Genomic DNA, 22,002 nt, shown 5'->3' with positions numbered 1-22,002 from the left:
GACGTTTATTACAGTGGAGCATGACAACACGCGACACATTATTCTTGCTTCGGGTTCGCCGCGGCGGCGTGAACTGTTAGCCTCGCTTGGCCTGCCTTTCGAGGTTCTGGTCAGTGATGCTGATGAGAGTACGCCGCCGGAATGGACGCCTGAGACCATCGTGCGTAATCTGGCTGTGCGCAAAGCGGAGGCAGTACTCCCTGCAGCCGGAGACCGGGATGCTGTTATTGTCGGCAGCGACACGATTGTCGTGCTTGACGACAAGGTGCTCGGCAAGCCGGTGGACGAGCAGGACAGCGCTAAGATGCTGGCCATGCTGCAGGGAAGGACACATCAGGTATATACCGGGGTGGCCTGTATCGGTCTCGCAGAGGGTCGGACCCTGGTGGATCACAGGGTAACCTCTGTAACTATGAGAGCAATGAGCGAAGATGAAATCTGCGCCTACATAGCGACCGGGGAGCCTGCCGACAAAGCCGGCTCTTATGCAATACAAGGGCTTGGTGCCACCCTGGTGGACGAAATTGAAGGCTGTTATTTTAACGTGGTCGGTCTGCCGTTGTCGCTGCTAAGCGGCATGTTGTCCGGGTTCGGCATTTCTGTACTGAACCGGCAAGGATAGCAGGAAGAAAGAGGGTTAGGGATGGAGTCGCAAACATTTATGCTGCGTGACCTCCCCCATGAAGAACGACCACGAGAGCGCATGATGCATTATGGGGCGGAATCATTAAGTCAGGCGGAGCTGCTGGCTATTCTGCTGCGCACAGGTGCGCAGAGTGAATCGGCTATTCATATCGCCCAGCGGTTGCTGGGGATTACAGGCGGCCTCCGCGGGCTGGCGGACCTGAGCATTGAAGAACTGACAACAATCAAAGGCATTGGCCCTGCCAAGGCCGTGCAACTGAAAGCAGGCATAGAGCTGGGAAGACGCATGGCGAACTCCCGGCTTACAGAACCGGTTATCATCCGCAGTCCCCAGGACGCGGCGGAGATTCTGACCGAGCAGCTGCGTTATTTGCAGAAGGAGCATTTTATCTGCTTGTTTCTGAATACGAAGAATCATGTTATTGCGCAGGAAACATTGTCCATGGGCAGCCTTAACGCCTCCATTGTGCATCCCCGCGAGGTGTTCCGGGCAGCCATGAAATGCAGCAGCGCAGCTATTATATGCGCACATAATCATCCGAGCGGTGATCCGACACCGAGTCCTGAAGACATCTCCTTGACCTCAAGGCTGATGCAAGCAGGTGAAATCGTCGGCATCGACGTGCTGGATCACCTGGTCATTGGTGACAGCAGCTTTGTAAGTTTGAAAGAAAAAGGTTATATGTAATACAATTGTCTAGATCCACAAGGAAAAGGAGCATACAAGATGTTAGGTGGTTTTACGAAAGATTTAGGAATTGACTTGGGGACAGCGAATACGCTTGTCTACGTGCGCGGTAAAGGGATTGTTGTAAGAGAGCCTTCCGTGGTAGCCATTAACACTGATACTAAGACGATTGAAGCTGTAGGGGAGTCCGCCAAAAAAATGATCGGACGCACACCGGGCAACATTCGTGCCATTCGTCCGATGAAGGACGGGGTCATTGCCGATTTTGATACTACGGCAACAATGATCAAATATTTTATCCGCCAGGCACAGAAGCAGCGCTCGATGTTCCAGCGCCACCCGAATGTCATGGTCTGTGTTCCATCCGGAATTACGGCTGTTGAACAACGCGCCGTTGAAGATGCAACGAAGCAGGCGGGAGCGCGTGAGGCCTATATCATTGAAGAGCCTTTTGCCGCTGCCATCGGAGCAGATCTCCCGGTATGGGAACCTACAGGAAGCATGGTTGTGGATATCGGCGGCGGAACTACCGAAGTGGCGGTCATCTCACTCGGCGGTATCGTAACAAGCCGTTCTGTGCGCGTAGCCGGCGATGAAGCGGATGAGTCCATCATCCAATATATCAAACGCCAGTATAATCTCATGATCGGGGAACGCACTTCGGAGCAGCTGAAGATGGATGTAGGTTCTGCTCTGCCGCTCGAGAAAGCCGAAACTATGGAAATCCGCGGCCGCGATCTCGTAACGGGACTTCCTAAGACGCTGACTATTACCTCTGATGAGATCTGTGAAGCTTTGTCGGATACAGTGAATGCTATTGTTGAAGCTGTAAAAGTAACGCTGGAGAAATGTCCGCCTGAGCTTGCTGCCGACATTATGGACCGCGGTATTGTGCTTACAGGCGGCGGTGCACTTTTGCGTAACCTGGACAAGCTGCTGGCGCGTGAGACCGGAATGCCGGTTATCGTTGCCGAGAATCCGCTGGACTGTGTAGCTATTGGTACAGGCAAGGCACTCGAGAATATTCATTTGTTCAAGAGCCGCAGCAGTTCGAGTCTTCGTTCCAAACGCTAGGACAATTCTGACCTGTGAACGTCAACCCCTGATGTGGGAGAAATTCGGTTGTTAGAGGGTGTTGAAACTGTTTAAGCTGTTTAATAATAAACGTTTATTTATATTGCTGATTACACTGGTTATGTTTATCGTGGTGATGGGCTTCAGCCTGGGACAAAGGAAAGCCTTGTCCTGGCCGGAGAACTTCCTCAGAGATACGACCGGTTTCGTGCAGAATTTGTTCTACAAGCCCGCTGGATACGTAGCGGGCTTGTTCCAAGATATCGGGAACCTGCATGATCTGGCTGAAGAGAATAAGCAGCTCAAAATCCTGGCAGCGCAATACGCCCGGGATAAGGCGCAGTATAACTTCATTAAAGCCCGGAATGAGCAATATAAAATAGATCTTCAATTCACTGAAGCTCAAAAGAATCTGTATAACTATGAGTATCATATCGCTAATGTAGTCAGCCTGACGACAGAGCCAAGCAACAACATGCTGGTCATTGATCTCGGGGCTAAGGACGGTATTAAGCTGAATATGTCCGTAACTTCCGTCGAAGGGCTCGTTGGGGTGATAAGCAATGTGAGCAATTTCACCTCCACCGTCAAGCTGATGACGATGATGGACATCAATGATCCCAACTCCCAGCCGGCGATTGCGGCAACGGTGTTCAACAAGGAAGGCGAAACCTTTGGGATGATTGAGAAATACGACCAGCAGACCGGTATGCTGATGATGAACAAAATTCCGGCAGGAAATCCGGTTGCCAAGGATGACCTGATCATCTCTTCCGGCATCGGCGGACTGTATCCGCTCGGGATGACCATCGGTACGGTTCAAGAGGTGAAGACTGGGGAGTTTGGTTTAACCTCCACTGCAATCATCAAGCCGGCGGCAGGATTCCAGGACTGGAAGGAACTCTTCGTTGTCTTTACGGAGGAGCGTGCGGAATAGTGAGGATGCGCAGATCCGTTCTAATTCTATTGTTGTTCCTCTTATTTATCCTTGAAGACACTATTCTCCCCTGGCTGATTCCGAATGCCTGGGAGATGCGGATTATCCCTGATCTCGTGTTCATCGTAATCCTGTTTGTGACGGTATACCATCACCGTCATACGGCACTTATTCTTGGTTTATCCTTCGGAATGCTGCATGATGTGGTGTTCTATGGCCGCATTCTTGGGGCACATTCTTTTGCAATGGGCTTATCCGCATATCTGATTGGTCTGATATTCCAGATTCCGCGTGCACCTCTGCCGCTGATGATGACGGTGGTGCTGCTGGGCAGCCTGCTGGAGGACAGCATGCTTTTTGCCATTTACAGTGTCTTTAATCTGAGTAAAGAGCCCTATAACTGGGCGCTCCTGCACCATATGCTGCCTACTATGCTGTTTCATTTTGCCATCGGCTTGCTTCTCTACATCCCGCTCCGGCGCCAGCTGGAGCTACTGAAGAAAGAGACCCGCAAAGAAGAAGCTGCTTAAGCCGCTGCTGCATTTTCTTATCCTATAAAGAAGGAATTTGCCCGGCCCGGCACGAATGAATGAGGATGGGGGGACAGGCATATGACAGTTAAATCCAAGCATGTAAGGATTAAGGGCATCAAGGATGGCCTGGTATTCCTGCTAGACGACAAGTGTCCCTTTGAAGATCTCTTAAGCGAGCTTCGCTACAAGCTGGAGCACAGCCATCAAAATATTCTGACCGGACCGATTGTGCATGTGGACATCAAGCTGGGCAACCGTTCTGTTACCGAAGAAGATAAAGAGGCAGTTCTAGATATCCTCAAAAGCCAGGGGAACTTATTAATCCGTTCCGTTGAAGCCTTGGAGGACCCTGAAGAGAAGGATACGGAAGCATTATTTATGATGAGCGGAATGCTCCGTTCCGGCCAGGTGCTGCATCATGAGGGCAACCTGCTGTTTCTCGGCGATGTGAATCCGGGAGGAACCATCACCTGCTCGGGGGATATCTATATTCTTGGAGCGCTTAAAGGGATGGCACACGCCGGAATCAACGGCAATCAGGAAGCAATTATTGCGGCTTCGCTGCTGGCTCCTACCCAGCTCCGGATTGCTGATATTATCAGCAGGCCGCCGGATGAATGGGGAACCCGGGAGAGCAGCATGGAATTTGCCTATTTATCAGGCGGTGCTATGCAAATCGACAAAATTCATAATATAGTCAAATTACGTCAGGATTTAAATGTGTTTAAAGGGGTGTAGCCTCCATGGGAGAAGCGATTGTCGTAACCTCGGGCAAAGGCGGAGTTGGCAAAACAACCACAACAGCCAACATTGGGACCGCGCTTGCATTGCAGGGCAAAAAAGTATGTCTGGTCGATACTGACATTGGACTGCGGAATCTGGATGTAGTCATGGGGCTGGAGAACCGGATCATTTACGATCTTGTGGATGTGGCGGAAGGCCGCTGCCGTCTGAATCAGGCGCTGGTCAAAGACAAGCGTTTTGAAGAGCTGTATATGCTGCCTGCAGCCCAGACCAAAGACAAAACCTCAGTCACACCGGAGCAGGTCAAGGATATTATTCTTGAACTCAAGAAGGAATACGAATATATTCTGATCGATTGTCCGGCCGGAATTGAACACGGCTTCCGCAATGCCATTGCAGGGGCCGACAAAGCTATTGTGGTCACTACTCCGGAGCATGCTGCGGTGCGGGATGCGGACCGGATCATCGGTCTGCTGGAGCAGTCACATGTGGAATCGCCGAAGCTGGTGGTCAACCGTATCCGTCCGGGAATGGTGAGATCCGGCGATATGCTGGATATCGAGGATATTCTTCAGGTGCTTAATATTGATCTGATCGGGATTGTGCCTGATGATGAGCTGGTCATCAAGGCAGCGAACAGCGGTGAACCTACCGTGATGAATCCGAATTCTTCAGCAGCAATTGCTTACCGCAATATTGCCCGGCGTATTCTTGGCGATGCGGTACCGTTGATGCAGCTGGACCAGAAACCGGGTGCTTTTAAGAAGTTCAAGAAATTTTTTGGAATGGGCTGAACCCTGGCCAGGCACTTGTTTATAGCGATCTTTCGTCTTGACCCGCCTGCTGAGAAATCCTTGGCGGGTTTTTTTGTGCGAATATACGGAGTAAGGCCGGTACCTCCACTTCCGCTTGGTAGTTATCTCCCGCAGGGCTTGTTCTAAAGCAGCTTCCGCTACTCATAAAATGGAAGTAAAACAAGCCCGTCCGGAGGGATCAATATGGAATACGAGAGAGATATCAAAAATCGCCGTAAGAAACGTATACAGAGCTTATTAGAGGATCAGACCGAAGCCGGATCAGCGCCTGCGCTTTTCACGCTGCCTGACAACACTATCCCATTCAGGGAATGGGGGGCGGGTCCCCGAAATGAATTCACTGCTTCAACGGAACCTGATCCTGAGGTAATGTGGAAGAAGCAGCGCAGCAGCTGGGAGGACGAAGGCGGGGATGGGCCGCGATTTGGCGCAGGTTTCATGCGGAGGACGATAGCCAGCCTGCTGGTCTTCGGAGCGGTGTGGGGAATCTTCGCAGTGAGTGAGCCGTGGGCCGTGAAGTCGCAGTATTTCATTACTGGCGCACTCAGTAATGATATGGATTTCGCCGCAGTGCAGGTGTGGTATGAGGAGCATTTCAATGGAGCCCCTTCGTTCATTCCGATCTTCGGAGATAAAGAGGTGCCGGCAGAGAAAGTGACAGCCGTTCATGAACTGAGCGCCCCCTTGGAGGGAAGCATTGCGCGTCCCTTTGCCGCGTCCCTTAAGGGGGTCGAAGTGATACCGGCAGATGATTCAGGCTCGAGTGTCACAGTGGAAAGTGTAGATACGGGCCGCGTATTGTCCGTGTCCAAAGAAGCACAGGGAGGCATCCGGATCACCGTCCGCCATACCGGAAATATAACGGCGGAATACGGCCATTTGAGCGGGACGCGGCTCGCGGTGGATGACTGGGTACAGAGCGGAGATGCAGTAGGCTGGATTCAGGGGACAGAGGATGCACAGATTCCGATGCTTTTTTTTGCGATTATGAAAGACAAGTCTTATATTGATCCTGCTGAAGTGGTATCGTTTGATTAGGATCTTCGGTATTGAGCTGTCACTGCATCCGCTCTTCGTGCTGATTCTGTTTTTCTCCGTGCTCACCGGACAGTTCCTTGAAATTATTACTCTGTTTTCGATTGTATTTATCCATGAACTCGGACATGTATGTGCGGCACTATTGACCGGGGTTACCGTCAAGTCCGTGCAACTGCTGCCGTTCGGGGGAGTAGCGGTCATTGAGGATCATGGACGGCTGACAGCCGGACGTGAAATGGGGATTGCCCTTGCCGGACCGCTTCAGAACGGGATTATGATCCTGATGGCGCTGGCCCTCAAGCAAGCGGAGTATGGCAGCAGCAGCGCTTATCTGGATTATTTCATCGGCGCCAATGCTATGATCGCGCTGTTCAATCTGCTGCCGGTGCTTCCGCTCGATGGAGGCAAAATCCTGCAGGCAGCTCTAAGCCTGCTGCTTCCGTATTATTACACCCTGCTGTGGATCGGCAGAGTCAGTATTGCGGCCAGTCTGCTTGTTGTGGTGTTCGCCCTGCTTCCGCTGGGAACCGGCGGCGGACTCCGTCTTAACCTGCTGATGATTGGTGCCTTTCTGCTATATTCCAACGTAACGGACCAGCGTAACCTGCCTTACCGGTTTGTTGCCTTTTTGATGAACAGGGAACAGATCTATGAGCGGTATCTGCAGTCGGAGAGCGCTGCCCGGCCAATAGTTGCGTTCTCTGCGAAACCTTTGGATGATATATTGCGTCTATTTAAACGTAACCATTATCATTTTATCTATGTAATGAACGATGACAGGGATATAGTGGCTGTTCTCCCTGAGCAGCGTCTGATTTCTTCTTATTTCGGAATATAAAGCTAGAATGATTCAAACCAGAGGTGAAGCCATGAAACAAATGATCGTTCACTGCACACAGCATATTACTCGTATGGCACTTCTGGAGAACGGGAGGCTGGTGGAATATGCGGCTGAACGCGATCAGCAGCAAGGCCTGGTCGGGAGTTATTATAAAGGTCGGGTTATGAATGTGCTGCCGGGTATGCAGGCGGCTTTTGTAGATATCGGACAGAAAAAGAATGCCTTTCTATATGTAGACGATGTACTGCATCCCCATTTGGAGAAGCAGCCGGAGGTGAAGCCCTCTATTGAGACGCTGCTGCAGCCCGGTCAGGAGATCGTCGTCCAGGTGAGAAAAGAGCCGCGTGGCGGCAAGGGGGCGCGGGTGACTACCCACTATACCTTGCCCGGACGCTGGATGGTGTATATGCCTTTTGCCGAGTATGTCGGGGTTTCCAAAAAAATCAGCCGTGAATCCGAGCGAAGCCGGCTTAAAGGAATCGGCGAACGGTTGCGTCAGGGTGAAGAAGGAATCATTATGCGTACAGTCTCCGAGGACGAGCCTGTGGAGGCTGTTGAAGGGGATCTGGCCTTTTTGCGGGCCCAGTGGGAAGTAATTACCCGGCGGGCTAAGGAAGCGGACGCGCCGGCGTTGCTGCACTGTGATCTGAGCATCGTTCAGCGGTTTATCCGGGATGCCTTCAACCCGCAGCGTGATGAGCTGATGATTGATTCGGCCAAGGCGGTTAAAGAGGCGGAAGCATTCCTTACAGATATGGCTCCCGAAGGGTACAAGCCTGTAGGATTCTATCGTGGACAAGAGTCCATCTTCTCGGCATATGGGGTGGGGGAGCAGCTTCATAAGAGCTTCAGCCGCAAAATCATCCTTGAAGGAGGGGCTACGCTCATTTGGGATGAGACAGAGGCGCTCACTGTTATTGATGTGAATACGGCTCAGTACACCGGCGGGACGAATCTTGAGGATACTGTGACACGGACCAATCTGCTGGCGGCGGAAGAGATCGGGCGGCTTGTCCGTCTGCGGGATACGGGCGGCATTATTATCGTTGATTTCATTGACATGGAGCGGGAGGAGCACCGGAAGCAGGTCATCGCGAAGCTGGAGAGCATCATCAGCCGTGACCGCACCAAGACGCATATTCTCGGCTGGACCCATCTGGGCCTGCTGGAAATGACCCGCAAGAAGGCGAGGCATGATTCGGCCGGATTTGCTCCGGTGATCTGTCAATGCTGCGGCGGGACCGGCAAAGTAGGGACATGGCTGGAGTAGGGCAGTTTTTTTCACGCTAAGAGGGTACCGTCTGTTAAAAGGATGATAAAGCCGCTTTCTACTTGACTTGGGCTAATTAGTATGATAATATCTTCAAGTATGTGTTTGGTTGTTAAATTCCTGCACATGCTGTAACCGCTCCGATCGGGTATATCAAGTGCAATTCCTCCGGGGGTTGCCACCTAGACTAGGCGAGTCTGAGACATGAGGAGGTGCAAGTACAATGTATGCAATTATCGAAACTGGCGGTAAACAATACAAAGTCCAAGAGGGCGACGTGTTGTTCATTGAGAAGCTGGAAGCTGAAGACGGCGCAAGCGTAACGTTTGACCGTGTCTTGGCTGTTTCTAACGAAGGTGGTTTGACTGCAGGAACTCCGCTGGTAAGCGGCGCGTCTGTAACAGCCAAAGTCGAGAAACATGGTAAAGGTCATAAGGTTGTAGTTTACAAATACAAACCTAAGAAGAACTACCACAAGAAACAAGGCCATCGTCAACCGTACACCAAAGTAACTATCGAGAAGATTCAGGCGTAAGAAGGTGCGTTAATGATTAACGTGCGGATTACACGGGCTTCTGCTCAAGGTGTCATTGTCGGTTTTGCCGTCAAAGGGCATGCGGAATACGCAAGGAATGGTAAAGACATCGTCTGCGCGGGCGTTTCGACCGTTACGGTTGGAACTGTGAATGCGATTGAAAGCCTGACCGGTGTAGTCCTGGATACTTCGATGAAGGATGGATTTCTGAGTGGAACCCTGGTTCCCGTGAATGATCCTGAAGTCTCCGCCAAGGTGCAGCTTTTGCTGGAATCCATGGTGCTGATGCTCAAAGATATCGCTAAATCTTACAGAAAATTTGTTCAGATACAGGAAGTCATTATTTGAAGAAGGAGGTTGACAACATGTTGAAATTGGATCTTCAATTATTCGCATCGAAAAAAGGTGTAGGTTCCACAAAGAACGGACGTGATTCCCACTCTAAACGTCTTGGCGTGAAACGTGCTGACGGTCAAGCAGTAACCGGCGGCAACATCTTGGTTCGTCAACGCGGAACAAAAATCCACCCGGGCACTAACGTGGGTATCGGTAAGGATGATACACTGTTCGCACTTGTGGACGGCGTAGTGAAGTTCGAACGTTGGGGTCGCGATCGCAAAAAAGTGAGCGTGTATCCGGTTGATGTCGCTCCGGTAGCAGCGGCACTGGAAGCGTAAGCTTTCGGAACCTATTTAGATGAGAAGCCTCCGGCATGAGTGCCGGGGGCTTTTTTTGAAAATATTCGCACCTATAGAATTCAAGTCAAACACCCGGCAGGAATGCTGGTGATTGCAGGGAAAGCCTGTGTTATACTGGGAAATGAAAAATATCGAGCAAGATAAGCAACCGCTACATTGGAATGAATTTTGCGAACCGAGGGACGGGGAGAAAGAATGAAATCCTGGAAAATTATTGTCTGGGCAGTCATGTTATCCGCAGTGCTTCCTTTAGGTCTCGTGTATTGGCAACCCTCCCTTTTCACATGCCTGCTGCTCGGTGTATGGGTAGCGGCAGTGCTTGCATTCAGCTTTCTTTACAACCGGCGTCATTATGAAGAGGAACTGCGTATACAGGAGAAGACTCTGCAGCAGGCGGCAAACCGGACACTGAATCACCATCGTCATGATTGGATGAACGATTTGCAGGTGCTTTACGGATATATCCAGCTGGGCAAGCCTGATAAATCCGTGTTATGTGTGGAAAGAATAAAGGAGCGTATCGCGCTGGACAGCCGTATCGCCAAACTGGGGGTTCCTTCACTGGTGTTCTACCTGCAATCCTTCCGTACCTACAGAAGCAGCCTGGAGCTGGAAATAGAGGTGGAAGAAGGGCTACAGCTGGAGGACAAGCTCAGTCTCGAAACAGGCGATGAGCTGACATCTGTGATTATGCAGACCGTTAGGGCGTACCAGTACAGCGGACTTGCACCGCAAGGAGAAGCGCGGAAGCTTCGGCTCGGATTTTCACAGGAGGGAAGAGACATTCTTATCTCTTTCGAAGGTGAGGGAGATCATGGAAATCCCGAACTGCTGCAGGGGCAAATTTATAATATAGTACAAGGAAAAATCATGAAGGCGGAGCAGTTTCAGCCGAGCACAAGCTATGTAGAACTGCGTTTACCGCTGGAGATGTAAGGAAGGTGAACATTAATGTTCGTAGATAAAGCTAAGATTTATGTTAAGGGCGGCGACGGCGGAGATGGTCTTGTGGCGTTTCGCCGTGAAAAGTATGTACCGGAGGGCGGTCCTGCCGGCGGAGATGGCGGCCGCGGCGGAGATGTGATTTTCCGTGTAGATGAAGGCTTGCGTACACTGATGGATTTCCGTTATCAGCGCCATTTCAAGGCCGATAAGGGAATTAAGGGACGCAATAAGAGCCAGCACGGGGCAAACGCTGATCACATGATCGTGCGCATTCCTCCGGGAACTGTGCTGATTGATGATGATTCCCAGGAGATCATTGCCGATATGACCCGTCATGGACAACAGGTCGTTGTGGCCCGCGGCGGCCGTGGCGGCCGGGGGAATACCCGGTTTGCGACTGCAAACAACACTGCGCCGGAGCTTGCCGAGAACGGCGAAGAAGGCCAGGAGCGTTATATCGTAATGGAACTGAAGGTAATGGCAGACGTAGGTCTGGTAGGATTCCCGAGTGTGGGTAAATCTACATTGCTGTCGGTAGTATCTGCTGCCCAGCCGAAGATTGGTGCCTATCACTTCACAACAATTACACCAAACCTTGGTGTCGTTGACGTTGGGGATGGCCGCAGCTTTGTTATGGCGGATCTGCCGGGCCTGATTGAAGGTGCGAGTGAAGGTGTGGGGCTTGGACATGAGTTCCTGCGCCACGTTGAACGTACACGTATCATCATTCATGTCGTGGATATGTCCGGCTCTGAAGGCCGTGATCCCTTCGAGGATTGGGTGATGATTAATGACGAGCTGAGGCAATACAACGCTGCCCTGATTGACCGTCCGCAGATCGTTGCGGCGAACAAGATGGATATGCCTGATTCCGAAGAGAATCTTGCGGCCTTCCGCGAGCGTGTGGCGGAGCTTCGTCCGGATCTTGAAATCATGCCGATCTCCTCGCTTACCCGTCAGGGAGTGCAGGAACTGCTCTACCGGGCAACAGACGTACTGGATAGTATTCCTGTCGCACCGGTCGTTGAAGAAGTGGCTGAAACTACTGAGCGCAAGGTGTACAAGCTGGAAGCGGAAGAAGATAATTCCTTCACCATTACCCGCGACAATGAAGCATTTGTAGTCACTAGTCCGCGTATTGAGCGGATGCTGAAGCGGATGCAGCTGAGTACACATGATGCTATCCTCAAGCTGGCCCGTACCTTGCGTCACATGGGTGTGGATGCCGAACTGCGCAAGCGCGGTGCTGTAGAAGGCACTATTGTGCGCATTGCTGATTTCGAATTCGAGTTTGTTGAGAACAGCAGCTACTATTAATATCTGCACTTGCTGCTGAATGCTGTCATGCAGCTTTGAATATGCCGGCTGTGTTTCCCGTGAGGGGACACAGCCGGCTTTTTTAATAGACAGGGGAATAAAAGAACGGCTTTGTATAAAGTATGCTTTAAATATTTGGCTAAATTTACTACAATCATATGTGGGCTGAAGAATAGGGATAGGTTATGGGCGGACCGATTTATCTGTAACCGAATCCAAATAAGGAAATCCCCGTATATAATTAAGGGCAATAAGCACTAATTTCCAGCTGAACCAACCGATAATATAAATACAAACCTGTCATGAAAGAGGGAATAGGCAGATGGCAATTATTGAAGTAGTCAAATATGACGGGCCTGCAGGCGTCTTCGCCTGGAAATATCCTAATCAGGAGCTGGGCACATGGACACAGCTGATTGTGAATGAATCACAAGAGGCGATTCTGTTCAAAGGCGGTGAGGCACTCGATTCCTTCACAGCGGGACGTCACACGCTCAGCACGGCGAACATCCCGATTCTGTCGAATGTAGTGAATCTGCCCTTCGGCGGCAAATCACCATTTACAGCGGAAGTGTGGTTCGTGAACAAGATGAACTCTATGAACGTCAAGTGGGGGACAAGTTCGCCGCTGCAGCTGCAGGATCCCAAATACCAAATCATGATCTCTGTCCGTGCCTTCGGCCAATTCGGAGTCAAGATTGAGGACCCCCGCAAATTCCTGCTGAAGCTGGTGGGGACGCTGCCTTTATTTGATCAGGACACTATGGTGAGTTATTTCCGCGGGCTGCTGATGTCCAATATTAATGAATTGATCTCTTCTTATCTGGTACACAAAAAAATCAGCATTCTGGAGATCAATGCCTATGTCGTAGAAATTTCGAAGCATATACAAGGCCGTCTGGCGTCGTCCTTTCTGGATAGCGGGATCGAGCTGAATAATTTCTTTATTGATTCCATTAACATTCCTGATAATGATCCTGCCATACTCCGCTTGAAAGAGGCTTTAGCCAAAAAAGCAGAGATGGACATCATCGGCTTCACCTATCAGCAGGAACGCAGCTTCGATACCATGGAGGAAGCCGCAGGGAATCCGGGTAATTTAGGCGCCGGGATGATGAATACCGGCCTGGGGCTTGGTATGGGCTTTGGCCTTGCCGGACCTGCGACTGATATGATGAACAGGATGACACGCGGCATGTCACTGGACGGCGGAACAGCGGCGGGACCGGGAACCAATTCCAAATCCTGTGCAGGCTGTGGAACGCTTAACCCGGCAGATGCGCGGTTCTGTACCGGCTGCGGTCAGAGCCTGCAGCCGGTGCCGGCAGCAGCTAGCAGTACTTGCCGCAACTGCGGCAAGCCGGTAATTCCCGGCGCCAAATTCTGCCCGCACTGCGGGGAGAGCCTGATCATGAAATGCACGGGTTGCGGGCATGAACTGCAGCCCGGCCAGAAATTCTGTGCGGAATGCGGAACAAGGGCGGCTAATGGGTGAGCCGGATGAATAAACAAAGGTCTTACACGGGGCTTATCACTGTCATTTATGCTGCTGTTCTGGCGGTCACTGTTTTCTCCTTCTTCATGCTTGGATTTTCTGAGTCGCTGGTGCGTTTCATAGTGACCCTGCTTGCCGTATGCATTGCTGAGACTGCCGTATATGGTTATTGCGTATTTTGGCTGCGTTCCGCTCCTGATGTCAGCAGGACTTCACCGCTACTCCTGAGCGGTGCTTGGATTATTGCCCTATATGTATTCGTGGTAATTGCGTTAGCTGTGCTGCTTGACTGGATTCTGGAACTGAGCCCGCTCTGGTATGCGGGAGTGCAGCTAGTTGTGTTGGTTACTGCTGTGGCTGTTCTGGAAGCGATAGGGTTATATGGCCGGAATGCAGCGTCTCAGGAACAGAGGGATGCCGATGCCTCAAGGAATCTGCGGCGTTACCGGCAGGAGCTGCGTGAGATTAGAGAGCTTGCGGGGAGCTGGAAGCATCCGGAATCCATTCGTTTGACTGAACTGGTGGATTCCTTGGGGGAAAAGTTCCAGTACAGTGATCCGGTTTCGAATCCGGAATTGGCCGCAACCGAGGATATGATAAGCCAGCAGATTTCTCTGCTTCATGACCACGTTGCCTTATTGCTTGTACTGAAGGAGCCGCCAGCCGGCTGGGAAGCGGAAACACAGGAATTGACGGATAGTATTGCCGGCACGCTCCAGCGGCGCAACCGGGAGCTGGCGGCACTTAAATAGGAGGAAGATTACGGAATGGGTATCATGAATGAGCTAGAGGGACTGCTGCCGGGCCGGGAAGGCCAGCCGTCTGACGGTCTGCCCAAATATGAGCGGACAACATTTGACTATGTAACTATTGGAGTGGGCTACCTTGTGATGCCGCTCGGGCTTGTGCTTGCTTTGATCCGCTTCTTTGGAACACATTACAAAAATTACCGCAAACCCGTCAACTACAGCCTGCTGTATCATGTTTTTGTAGGGGGATTTGTGCAGATGATGGGCTTTATCCTTTATTCTATATATAGTGACGACGGGATCGATGTCATGACGCTAATTATAATGTTATTCCTCTTTGCGCTTGTTCTGCTCCTGCCCGCGTCAGCTTTTGCCAAAAGGGCGGCCAAAGCCAGATTCCGTTTCTCCCAGCTCGCCAATCAATATGTGCAGCTAATCACTGCCGGCAGAGTACGTTATATTGGAAATCTGGCTGACCGTACCGGGCAAAGTGAGGCGGATGTGAATCGGGATCTGATCTACCTCAAGAAGTATGGGGTGCTGGACTCCGGGCTGCTCTTCAGTGAGGGAGCGGATACTGAGCCTGATGCTCCGGTTAATCAGGCGGATTCATCGCCATTTTCTTCCCCGGGCGGACAAACGGTATATCAGCCGCCAAGACCGCAGCAGCAGCCGAAGTCTATACGCTGCCCTGGCTGTGGTGCGCAGAATACCGTCTCCCCTCTGCAGTCCAAGAGCTGTGACTACTGCGGTACGACCGTCTCTTACAGTTAGGTGAAGGCTGTTCCTCCTGATTAACGGGCGGAATAGCCTTTTTTGAAAATTCAAGGTCACATGCTGACAGAGGAAAAAGTGTTGCAATTTAAGTCTTCAATCCCGTATAATGTCCACTATGTACATACAAAAGTCTTTGGGGTGAGGACGTTCGTGAAAGAACGCTATTATTTGGTCCGGGAGGACATATTGCCCGATGCTGTACTGAAGACCATGCAGGTCAAGCAGCTGCTGGAAGCAGGAGATGCCAAAACGGTACACGAGGGCGTGGAGCAGGTTGGGCTTAGCCGCAGCGCTTTTTATAAATACAAAGACGGAATTCATTTGATTCATCAGCTGGAACGTGAGCGTATAGTAACCATCTCGATAGATCTGGAGCACGAATCAGGTATGCTCTCTAAAGTGCTGGGTTCTGTAGCTGTCCACGGGGCCAACGTGCTGACGATTCACCAGAGTATACCGCTGCAGGGGCGGGCCAACGTGGTGATCTCTGTGGAAATTTCTCATTTAAATGAAGAATTAGGCGATTTACTGGATAGTCTAAAGGCAATCTCGGGTGTGAAGCGGGCGTTAATTATCGGCCAGGGTTAATATTGCTTCATAAAACTTAAGCCTATGCTTACGAAGTGAGTTTTGCTTGAAGTGAATACAAGGAGCAGATGCTCGCAAAACTTTTAGGAGGAGACAAATGAAGCCGGTTAAAGTGGGATTGCTGGGTTTGGGTACAGTAGGTACGGGTGTAGTCCGTATCGTTGAAGGGAATCAGGAGGATTTGAGCAGCCAGGTAGGCTCGCCGATCCTGATTGAACGTATTGCCGTGAAGAATACGGAGAAGCCGCGGGAAATTGAAGTCGATCCATCCAAGATCACCGATGACCCGTGGGAGGTTATCCGGGACCCGGAAATTGATGTCATTGTCGAGGTCATGGGCGGCATTGCGGGAACGAAAGAGTACATTCTTGAGGCGCTGGAGCGCGGCAAACATATCGTTACAGCCAATAAGGACCTGATGGCCCTGCATGGCTCGGAGATTCTGGCCAAGGCTCAGGAGAAGCAATGTGATGTGTTCTACGAGGCCAGTGTGGCTGGAGGCATTCCGATTATCCGTACACTGATTGAAGGATTCTCCTCTGACAAGATTATGAAGATTATGGGTATCGTTAACGGGACAACCAACTACATACTTAGCAAAATGAGCCAGGAAGGCGCGTCTTATCTGGATGTGCTGAAGGAAGCGCAGGAACTCGGGTATGCTGAATCTGATCCAACCTCCGACGTGGAGGGTCTGGATGCTGCCCGCAAGATGGCGATCTTGGGCACCCTTGGCTTCCGGACCAACGTTGAACTCAGCGATGTTAGTGTGAGCGGGATTTCCGGCGTGAGCAAAGAGGATATTGCTTTTGCCAAACGGCTGGGTTATGAGATGAAGCTGCTCGGCATTGCCGAACGCCAGGATGAAGAATTCAGCATCAGTGTGCAGCCTACGATGATCCGTGCGAGCCATCCGATTGCATCCGTGAACGGAGTATATAATGCCGTATATGTGTATGGGCAAGCTGTAGGGGAAACGATGTTTTATGGTGCCGGAGCAGGCGCAATGCCTACCGCAACCTCAATTGTGGCAGATCTTGTGGCTGTAATTAAGAATCTGAAGCTGGGTGTGAATGGGCTTAAGCAGATTGTCCCCTATAAGCAGAAGAAGCTGAAGAGCGATGAAGATATCTTCTACAAGAACTTCCTCCTCCTGCACGTAGATGACAAAGCGGGTGTGCTGGCGAAGATTACTCAAGTGTTTGCCGAATATGATGTCAGTCTGGATTCCGTAGTGCAGCAGGCCAATACTAATAATCCGGATGCAGAAATCATTATTGTAACGCACAATGCCAGCAAGGCGAGTATGAATAAAGTAATGCGGCATTTAGAGCAATTGAACGTCATTCACCGTATCAAAAGCCATTATCGTGTAGAAGGCTGAGTACCGCATTCCGAGATTCATCGGCTGCGTGCAAATATAACGAAGGAGATTTCCCACGCCATGAGTATTTACGGAAGGTCTAGAGTAAAAGTCCCTGCCAGCACCGCCAATCTCGGTCCGGGCTTCGATACACTGGGCATGGCACTGTCACTGTATGCCTGGATTGAGATGGAAGAGGCGGCAGAAACGGTATTTCACCTGTATGGTGATGAGATGAAGGGTATCGCCCGTGACAAAAGCAATCTGCTCTACAAGGTAGCCCAGATGGTGTTTGCAGAAGCTGGGGTTTCGGTCCCCGAGCTATCCATCTCGATGTATTCAGAAATTCCGCTCACCCGGGGTCTCGGCAGCAGTGCTTCCGCGATTGTTGGCGCATTGGCCGCAGCTAATGCTATGATTGGTTCACCGCTTGAGTCTGCGAAGCTGTTTGATATGGCCACAGCGCTTGAGAAGCATCCAGATAATGTTGGAGCCTCCATCTTCGGGGGGATTATTACAGCAGCATGGGATGGGCAGCATGCCGATTATATCCGGATAGAGCCTCCACAGGCGCTGGAAGTGCTTGTGGTTATTCCTGAATTTGAGCTGGAGACAGTCAAAGCAAGAGGGCTGCTGCCTGCCGAAGTTACAATGGGCGATGCTGTCCATAATATCAGCCGTACCTCACTGCTAACTGCAGCACTCTCCGCCGGCCGGCTCGATATGATTGGCAGAGCGATGCAGGACCGCCTGCATCAGCCGTACCGTGCTCCCATGGTGCCTGGGATGGAGAAGCTGCTTGCCGAGGCGCCGGGACGTGGTGCTCTGGGGATTGCTCTAAGCGGCGCAGGCCCTACATTGTTATGTATGGTGGACCGTAGCAGCGATAAGAAGCAGGAACTTGAGCATTTCCTGACAGCGACGATGCAGGAGAATGGGATTCCTTCCCGGACTGTATGGCTGTCGCCATGTACTTCAGGTGTTACCACGGAGCTGCTTGAAAGAAACGGGATGCAAAACGGATCATTTTTGGATATGATAAAAGGAGAATTACAGTCATGAAATCAATAGCGGTATTGCCTCAGGGCTCGGTGTCGCATGAAGCGCTGCTGCATTTATTTGGGGGTAACCCGGTAAATATTGAGCATCATAAGCTGATATCCGATGTCTTTCTGTCTACGGCGAACGGAGTTACGGATTACAGTGTGATTCCGATTGAGAATACGATTGAAGGCTCGGTCAGCCTGCATATTGACTGGCTCATTAACGAGGTGAATCTGCCGATGCAGGCGGAGTGGATTTTTCCGTCGGTGCAGAATCTGATCGGTAATCCGCAGGAATTCACGGATGGGAGCGGGCATAAGGATTATACGAAGATTGTCAAAATCCTGTCCCATCCGGTTGCTATGGCACAATGTCTGCAGTTCATCCGCAAAGCCGCACCTTGGGCGGAGCTGGAATCTGTAGGCAGCACTTCCGAAGCCGTTGAGATTGTAAAGGATAATCCCGGCAAGGGCTGGGCCGCTATCGGTACGTCACTGGGGGCAGCTACGCACGGGCTGGAGATCGTGGAGCGGCAGGTTACAGACCATAACAACAATTACACGCGTTTTGTACTTGTTGGCCAGGAGAAGCTGGAGCTGCCGCTAGAGAGCAGCGGGGACAAGACGAGTATTCTTGTGACGCTGCCTGAGGATTTTCCGGGTGCGCTGCATCAGGTGCTGGCTGCATTTTCCTGGCGGAAGCTGAATCTGTCGCGGATTGAATCACGACCGACCAAGAAGAAACTGGGTACTTATTATTTCTATATTGATGTGCTGGAACCGATAGAGTCTGTGCTGCTTCCGGGGGCGATCGAAGAGATCAAGGCCTTGGGCTGTCAGGTACGGATTCTGGGGTCCTATCCCACATACACCTATGAGGAAGAGAAAGCGGAGGTGCAGTAAGTTCATGGCTGAACAATGGATCTATCTGGATGGACAACATGTAACGAAGGACAATGCTAAGGTATCAGTATTTGATCACGGCTTTTTATATGGAGACGGTATTTTCGAAGGAATCCGTATTTATAACGGCAACATCTTCAAATGCAAAGAGCATCTGGACAGGCTGTATGATTCGGCCAAATCGATTATGCTGGAGATTCCGCTGACGTATGATGAGATGCTGGAGGCTATGGCTGAGACTATCCGTCTTAATGAGATGCGTAACGGGTATATCCGACTTATTGTTTCGCGCGGTCCCGGTAACCTGGGGCTTGATCCGCGCCGCTGTCCCAAAGCCAGTGTCATTATTATTGTAGAGCAGCTGGCGATCTACCCGGAACAGGCTTATCTGAACGGACTCCGTGCCGTGTCGGTATCCCAGCGCCGTAATATCCCGGATGCGCTGAATCCGAAGATCAAATCGCTGAACTATCTCAACAACATTCTGGTGAAAATCCAGTCTAATCTGGCGGAAGCCGATGAAGCGATCATGATGAATGCGCAAGGATATGTAACCGAGGGATCGGGCGACAACATCTTCATTATCAAAAGAGGAGTAGTCTACACGCCTCCCTGCTATTTGGGCGCGCTTGAAGGAATTACCCGTCTGGCGATTATCGAGCTATGTGAGAAACTGGGCTTGCCGCTGAAGGAAGAGCCGTTCACCATGCATGATGTATATATTGCCGATGAAGTTTTCTTCACCGGTACCGCAGCCGAAGTTATTGCGGCCCGTGAAATCGATGGCCGGATTATCGGTTCCGGTCACGCCGGTCCGATTACCCTGCAGCTGCTTGAAGAATTCCGCAATGTTGTGGATAAAGACGGTTACAAGGTGTGGGAATAGTTCCTTAATAGTTATTCCGCAAACCAATGAATGAATATAGCAGCAATCCTCCCATAGAGCTATGGGAGGATTTTTTTTGTATTAGGGATGTCATTCGCCCATGGGCTGCATAAGATGTAGTAACGAAGGAGGCGGCTGTACCGCATATACCATGCTGAAGTGCAGTAATCCCTGAACCGGGGGGCAACGTCGATCAACAGATACTTATTAGGAGGTAAATGCTGCGTGAAAATACACATTGTTAAGCAAGGCGATTCGCTGTTTGCGTTATCGCAGAAGTATGGAGTGCCGCTGCAAAAAATAATTGAGGCCAATCCGCAAATCACGAATCCAGATGTACTCGCTGTCGGAGATAAGGTCAAAATACCGGCAGCCCCGATACCTGTGCCAGATAACAGTGAGGTCTACTACAAGCATACCGTCAAGCAAGGCGATACCTTGTGGAAGCTCTCCAAAGCATGGGGCATTACGCTGAAGGACATGATTGATGCCAATCCGCAGCTTAAGAATCCCAATGTTCTGATGACAGGGGAAGTAGTGAATATCCCTAAGAAAGCTAATACTGCTTCTCCTATTCAGGCTCAGTCTGTCTCTCCGGCAAAAGCTAATACTACTCCCATTCAGGCACAATCCACAGCACCAGCAGTCGTAGACAAAACAGCTATTGGCGGAAAAACCTATACCGGGCCCATAGAAAAGCCGGCTCCTGTCGTGTCCCCTGCCGCAGAAGCTGTCCCGGTTCCCATTGCTGCTCCTGTACCGGCGCCTAATCCTGCACCCAATAAAGCACCCGAAGTGATGCCGATTCAGGAAATCGTTCATGAGAAACAAAGCTTATTTGTACAAATCTCAGTTCCGGCACAAGAAGCCATCACATATGAGATGCCCAAAGAAGCACATAAAACTGAGGTTCAGCCAGCGGCATGGAACGATGGTAAAGTCTCTCCATGCGACAAGAGCGAAGGTTATCCTGGTCTGAATGAGAACCCGTATTTCATGAATTGTCCGCCGGTGTATCCTGTGTATGAGCCCATGGGAATGATGGATATAAACGCTGCGCCTAACTACATTCAGCCTGCAGCTTTCATGCCGGATTGCCCGCCGTACTATGCTTATCCTGCAGGAGATTATCCCGGAGCCTGGTACCCGAACGCTGCGCCAGACTATAACAATGCGGCAATGTCCGCAGTGAGCCCGGTGAACGATAACGCATCTTTTGTATCTCCGCAGTATAGCGGCCAGCCGGTCAATCTCCCTTGGCCTTCCTGCGGATGCGGCGGAATGTCTATTCAGCCTTATCCGTATGAGCAAGCAATGCAGCCTATGTACAATACGTATCCGGTGTATGGTATGCCGCAGCCGGGAATGGTATCCCCTTATTCAGCAGAAATGAATTCAATGCCTAGTGCGCTGTCACCGGTGTACGATCAGCCAATGGTATCGAATATTCCGGCTTATCCGTCCTACCCCGGTATGGAGAACTTTGCCCATAACCGTGTACCTGAAATCCAGGTTCCAGAGCCTGCAGTGCAGGAAGCAGCGGAGACTCCTGAAGCAGGACGCGCTGAAACGCCGTCAGTGAAGAATGCAAAGGGCGGGGCTTCCAAAGCGGCGGCAAAAGTGAAAACTTCCAGCCAGACAACCACCGCCAAAGCTAAGACTTCTTCCAAAACAGGTTCAAACTCAAACGGACGTTCAAGTACAGCCAAAAAGAATAAGAATCCATGGATTTCTAACTAAGTCTGAAACTATAGTTTATGGAGTGCATGCAGGTCACGCATAGGGTGCGGGCTTGCTGCACTTTTTTGGAATTTTACAGGTACAGAGACTTGTATAGTATAACTATGGAGTTCTATAGAACCATTTTTAAAATGGTAAATATTGAGGGTTGTTTTTAGTAATAAATGCATGGTATATTATAAATCCAGTCGCGAGGCGGAAGCCTTTTCACAAGATTGGACATGTTACTCTGACGAGTATGTAAACAGCTTCTGAAAAATAAGTGTTGCATTCAGATGAGAAACATGATATATTATAAAAGTTGCTGGTGACGCGGTAAGCGCCGCTGACAACGAGCTTGATCTTTGAAAACTGAACAACGAGTGAGTATCGGAAATC

At 50.7% G+C, this 22,002-nt stretch carries 24 protein-coding genes and 1 other annotated feature; all 24 genes read left to right on the top strand.

Going from position 1 to position 22,002, the window contains the following annotated elements; translation table 11 throughout:
* Positions 1-13 precede the first annotated feature (13 nt).
* Positions 14-622 (top strand): Maf family protein, encoded by a 609-nt coding sequence (locus tag GC101_RS17415; protein ID WP_171718268.1) that lies wholly within the window; start codon positions 14-16, stop codon positions 620-622.
* A 21-nt stretch (positions 623-643) separates the two neighbouring features.
* A complete protein-coding gene (radC, locus tag GC101_RS17410) occupies positions 644-1,333 on the top strand; it encodes a RadC family protein (RefSeq protein ID WP_039300526.1) in 690 nt (229 codons plus the stop codon).
* Positions 1,334-1,372: 39 nt separating this feature from the next.
* Positions 1,373-2,407, top strand: coding sequence for a rod shape-determining protein (locus GC101_RS17405; RefSeq protein WP_039300524.1), 1,035 nt, complete (start codon positions 1,373-1,375; stop codon positions 2,405-2,407).
* A 58-nt stretch (positions 2,408-2,465) separates the two neighbouring features.
* Positions 2,466-3,344: a rod shape-determining protein MreC gene (gene mreC / locus GC101_RS17400; protein ID WP_171718267.1), complete on the top strand. Its 879-nt coding sequence runs from the start codon at positions 2,466-2,468 to the stop codon at positions 3,342-3,344.
* The gene (gene mreD, locus GC101_RS17395) at positions 3,344-3,874 is read left to right on the top strand and encodes a rod shape-determining protein MreD (protein ID WP_171718266.1); all 531 of its coding nucleotides are present in this window, start codon (positions 3,344-3,346) and stop codon (positions 3,872-3,874) included. The genes mreC and mreD overlap by 1 nt, the downstream gene beginning before the upstream one ends.
* Positions 3,875-3,955: 81 nt before the next feature.
* Positions 3,956-4,615 carry a septum site-determining protein MinC gene (gene minC, locus GC101_RS17390; RefSeq protein ID WP_171718265.1) on the top strand — a complete coding sequence of 220 codons (660 nt, stop codon included), beginning with the start codon at positions 3,956-3,958 and terminating at the stop codon, positions 4,613-4,615.
* Between the two features lie 5 nt (positions 4,616-4,620).
* On the top strand, positions 4,621-5,415 hold the full coding sequence (gene minD / locus GC101_RS17385; protein WP_042139584.1) for a septum site-determining protein MinD: 795 nt from the start codon (positions 4,621-4,623) through the stop codon (positions 5,413-5,415).
* A 204-nt stretch (positions 5,416-5,619) separates the two neighbouring features.
* Complete coding sequence (locus GC101_RS17380) at positions 5,620-6,474, top strand: M23 family metallopeptidase (RefSeq protein WP_171718264.1); 855 nt, start codon at positions 5,620-5,622, stop codon at positions 6,472-6,474.
* Positions 6,467-7,312: a M50 family metallopeptidase gene (locus GC101_RS17375; protein WP_171718263.1), complete on the top strand. Its 846-nt coding sequence runs from the start codon at positions 6,467-6,469 to the stop codon at positions 7,310-7,312. The genes GC101_RS17380 and GC101_RS17375 overlap by 8 nt, the downstream gene beginning before the upstream one ends.
* 31 nt (positions 7,313-7,343) lie before the next feature.
* Positions 7,344-8,585, top strand: coding sequence for an Rne/Rng family ribonuclease (locus tag GC101_RS17370; RefSeq protein WP_171718262.1), 1,242 nt, complete (start codon positions 7,344-7,346; stop codon positions 8,583-8,585).
* Positions 8,586-8,708: 123 nt separating this feature from the next.
* Positions 8,709-8,794: a sequence feature (ribosomal protein L21 leader region), on the top strand.
* A gap of 14 nt (positions 8,795-8,808) precedes the next feature.
* On the top strand, positions 8,809-9,120 hold the full coding sequence (rplU, locus tag GC101_RS17365; protein ID WP_036698983.1) for a 50S ribosomal protein L21: 312 nt from the start codon (positions 8,809-8,811) through the stop codon (positions 9,118-9,120).
* 12 nt (positions 9,121-9,132) lie between these two features.
* Complete coding sequence (locus GC101_RS17360) at positions 9,133-9,468, top strand: ribosomal-processing cysteine protease Prp (RefSeq protein WP_042139581.1); 336 nt, start codon at positions 9,133-9,135, stop codon at positions 9,466-9,468.
* A 17-nt stretch (positions 9,469-9,485) separates the two neighbouring features.
* Positions 9,486-9,797 carry a 50S ribosomal protein L27 gene (gene rpmA / locus GC101_RS17355; protein WP_020429282.1) on the top strand — a complete coding sequence of 104 codons (312 nt, stop codon included), beginning with the start codon at positions 9,486-9,488 and terminating at the stop codon, positions 9,795-9,797.
* A 216-nt stretch (positions 9,798-10,013) separates the two neighbouring features.
* Positions 10,014-10,754, top strand: coding sequence for a Spo0B domain-containing protein (locus GC101_RS17350; RefSeq protein ID WP_171718261.1), 741 nt, complete (start codon positions 10,014-10,016; stop codon positions 10,752-10,754).
* A gap of 15 nt (positions 10,755-10,769) precedes the next feature.
* Entirely contained in the window at positions 10,770-12,080 is a 1,311-nt protein-coding gene (obgE, locus tag GC101_RS17345) for a GTPase ObgE (protein ID WP_171718260.1), read from the top strand.
* Positions 12,081-12,402: 322 nt separating this feature from the next.
* The gene (locus GC101_RS17340) at positions 12,403-13,575 is read left to right on the top strand and encodes an SPFH domain-containing protein (protein ID WP_171718259.1); all 1,173 of its coding nucleotides are present in this window, start codon (positions 12,403-12,405) and stop codon (positions 13,573-13,575) included.
* Between the two features lie 5 nt (positions 13,576-13,580).
* Entirely contained in the window at positions 13,581-14,327 is a 747-nt protein-coding gene (locus tag GC101_RS17335) for a hypothetical protein (RefSeq protein ID WP_171718258.1), read from the top strand.
* A 15-nt stretch (positions 14,328-14,342) separates the two neighbouring features.
* Positions 14,343-15,098 carry a hypothetical protein gene (locus tag GC101_RS17330; RefSeq protein WP_171718257.1) on the top strand — a complete coding sequence of 252 codons (756 nt, stop codon included), beginning with the start codon at positions 14,343-14,345 and terminating at the stop codon, positions 15,096-15,098.
* A 153-nt stretch (positions 15,099-15,251) separates the two neighbouring features.
* A complete protein-coding gene (locus GC101_RS17325; RefSeq protein ID WP_039300484.1) occupies positions 15,252-15,689 on the top strand; it encodes an ACT domain-containing protein in 438 nt (145 codons plus the stop codon).
* A 97-nt stretch (positions 15,690-15,786) separates the two neighbouring features.
* Complete coding sequence (locus GC101_RS17320) at positions 15,787-17,073, top strand: homoserine dehydrogenase (protein ID WP_171718256.1); 1,287 nt, start codon at positions 15,787-15,789, stop codon at positions 17,071-17,073.
* A gap of 60 nt (positions 17,074-17,133) precedes the next feature.
* Entirely contained in the window at positions 17,134-18,114 is a 981-nt protein-coding gene (gene thrB / locus GC101_RS17315; RefSeq protein ID WP_171718255.1) for a homoserine kinase, read from the top strand.
* Positions 18,111-18,998: a prephenate dehydratase gene (gene pheA, locus GC101_RS17310; RefSeq protein WP_042217035.1), complete on the top strand. Its 888-nt coding sequence runs from the start codon at positions 18,111-18,113 to the stop codon at positions 18,996-18,998. Before thrB ends, pheA begins: the two co-directional genes overlap by 4 nt.
* Before the next feature lie 4 nt (positions 18,999-19,002).
* Complete coding sequence (gene ilvE, locus GC101_RS17305; RefSeq protein ID WP_039300474.1) at positions 19,003-19,884, top strand: branched-chain-amino-acid transaminase; 882 nt, start codon at positions 19,003-19,005, stop codon at positions 19,882-19,884.
* A 225-nt stretch (positions 19,885-20,109) separates the two neighbouring features.
* The gene (locus tag GC101_RS35795; RefSeq protein ID WP_343049734.1) at positions 20,110-21,624 is read left to right on the top strand and encodes a LysM peptidoglycan-binding domain-containing protein; all 1,515 of its coding nucleotides are present in this window, start codon (positions 20,110-20,112) and stop codon (positions 21,622-21,624) included.
* Positions 21,625-22,002: the final 378 nt, after the last annotated feature.

This window comes from Paenibacillus phytohabitans (genome assembly GCF_013141775.1).
GTDB classification, from domain to species: domain Bacteria; phylum Bacillota; class Bacilli; order Paenibacillales; family Paenibacillaceae; genus Paenibacillus_AQ; species Paenibacillus_AQ phytohabitans.
This window is presented reverse-complemented; position numbering and strand designations above follow the sequence as displayed.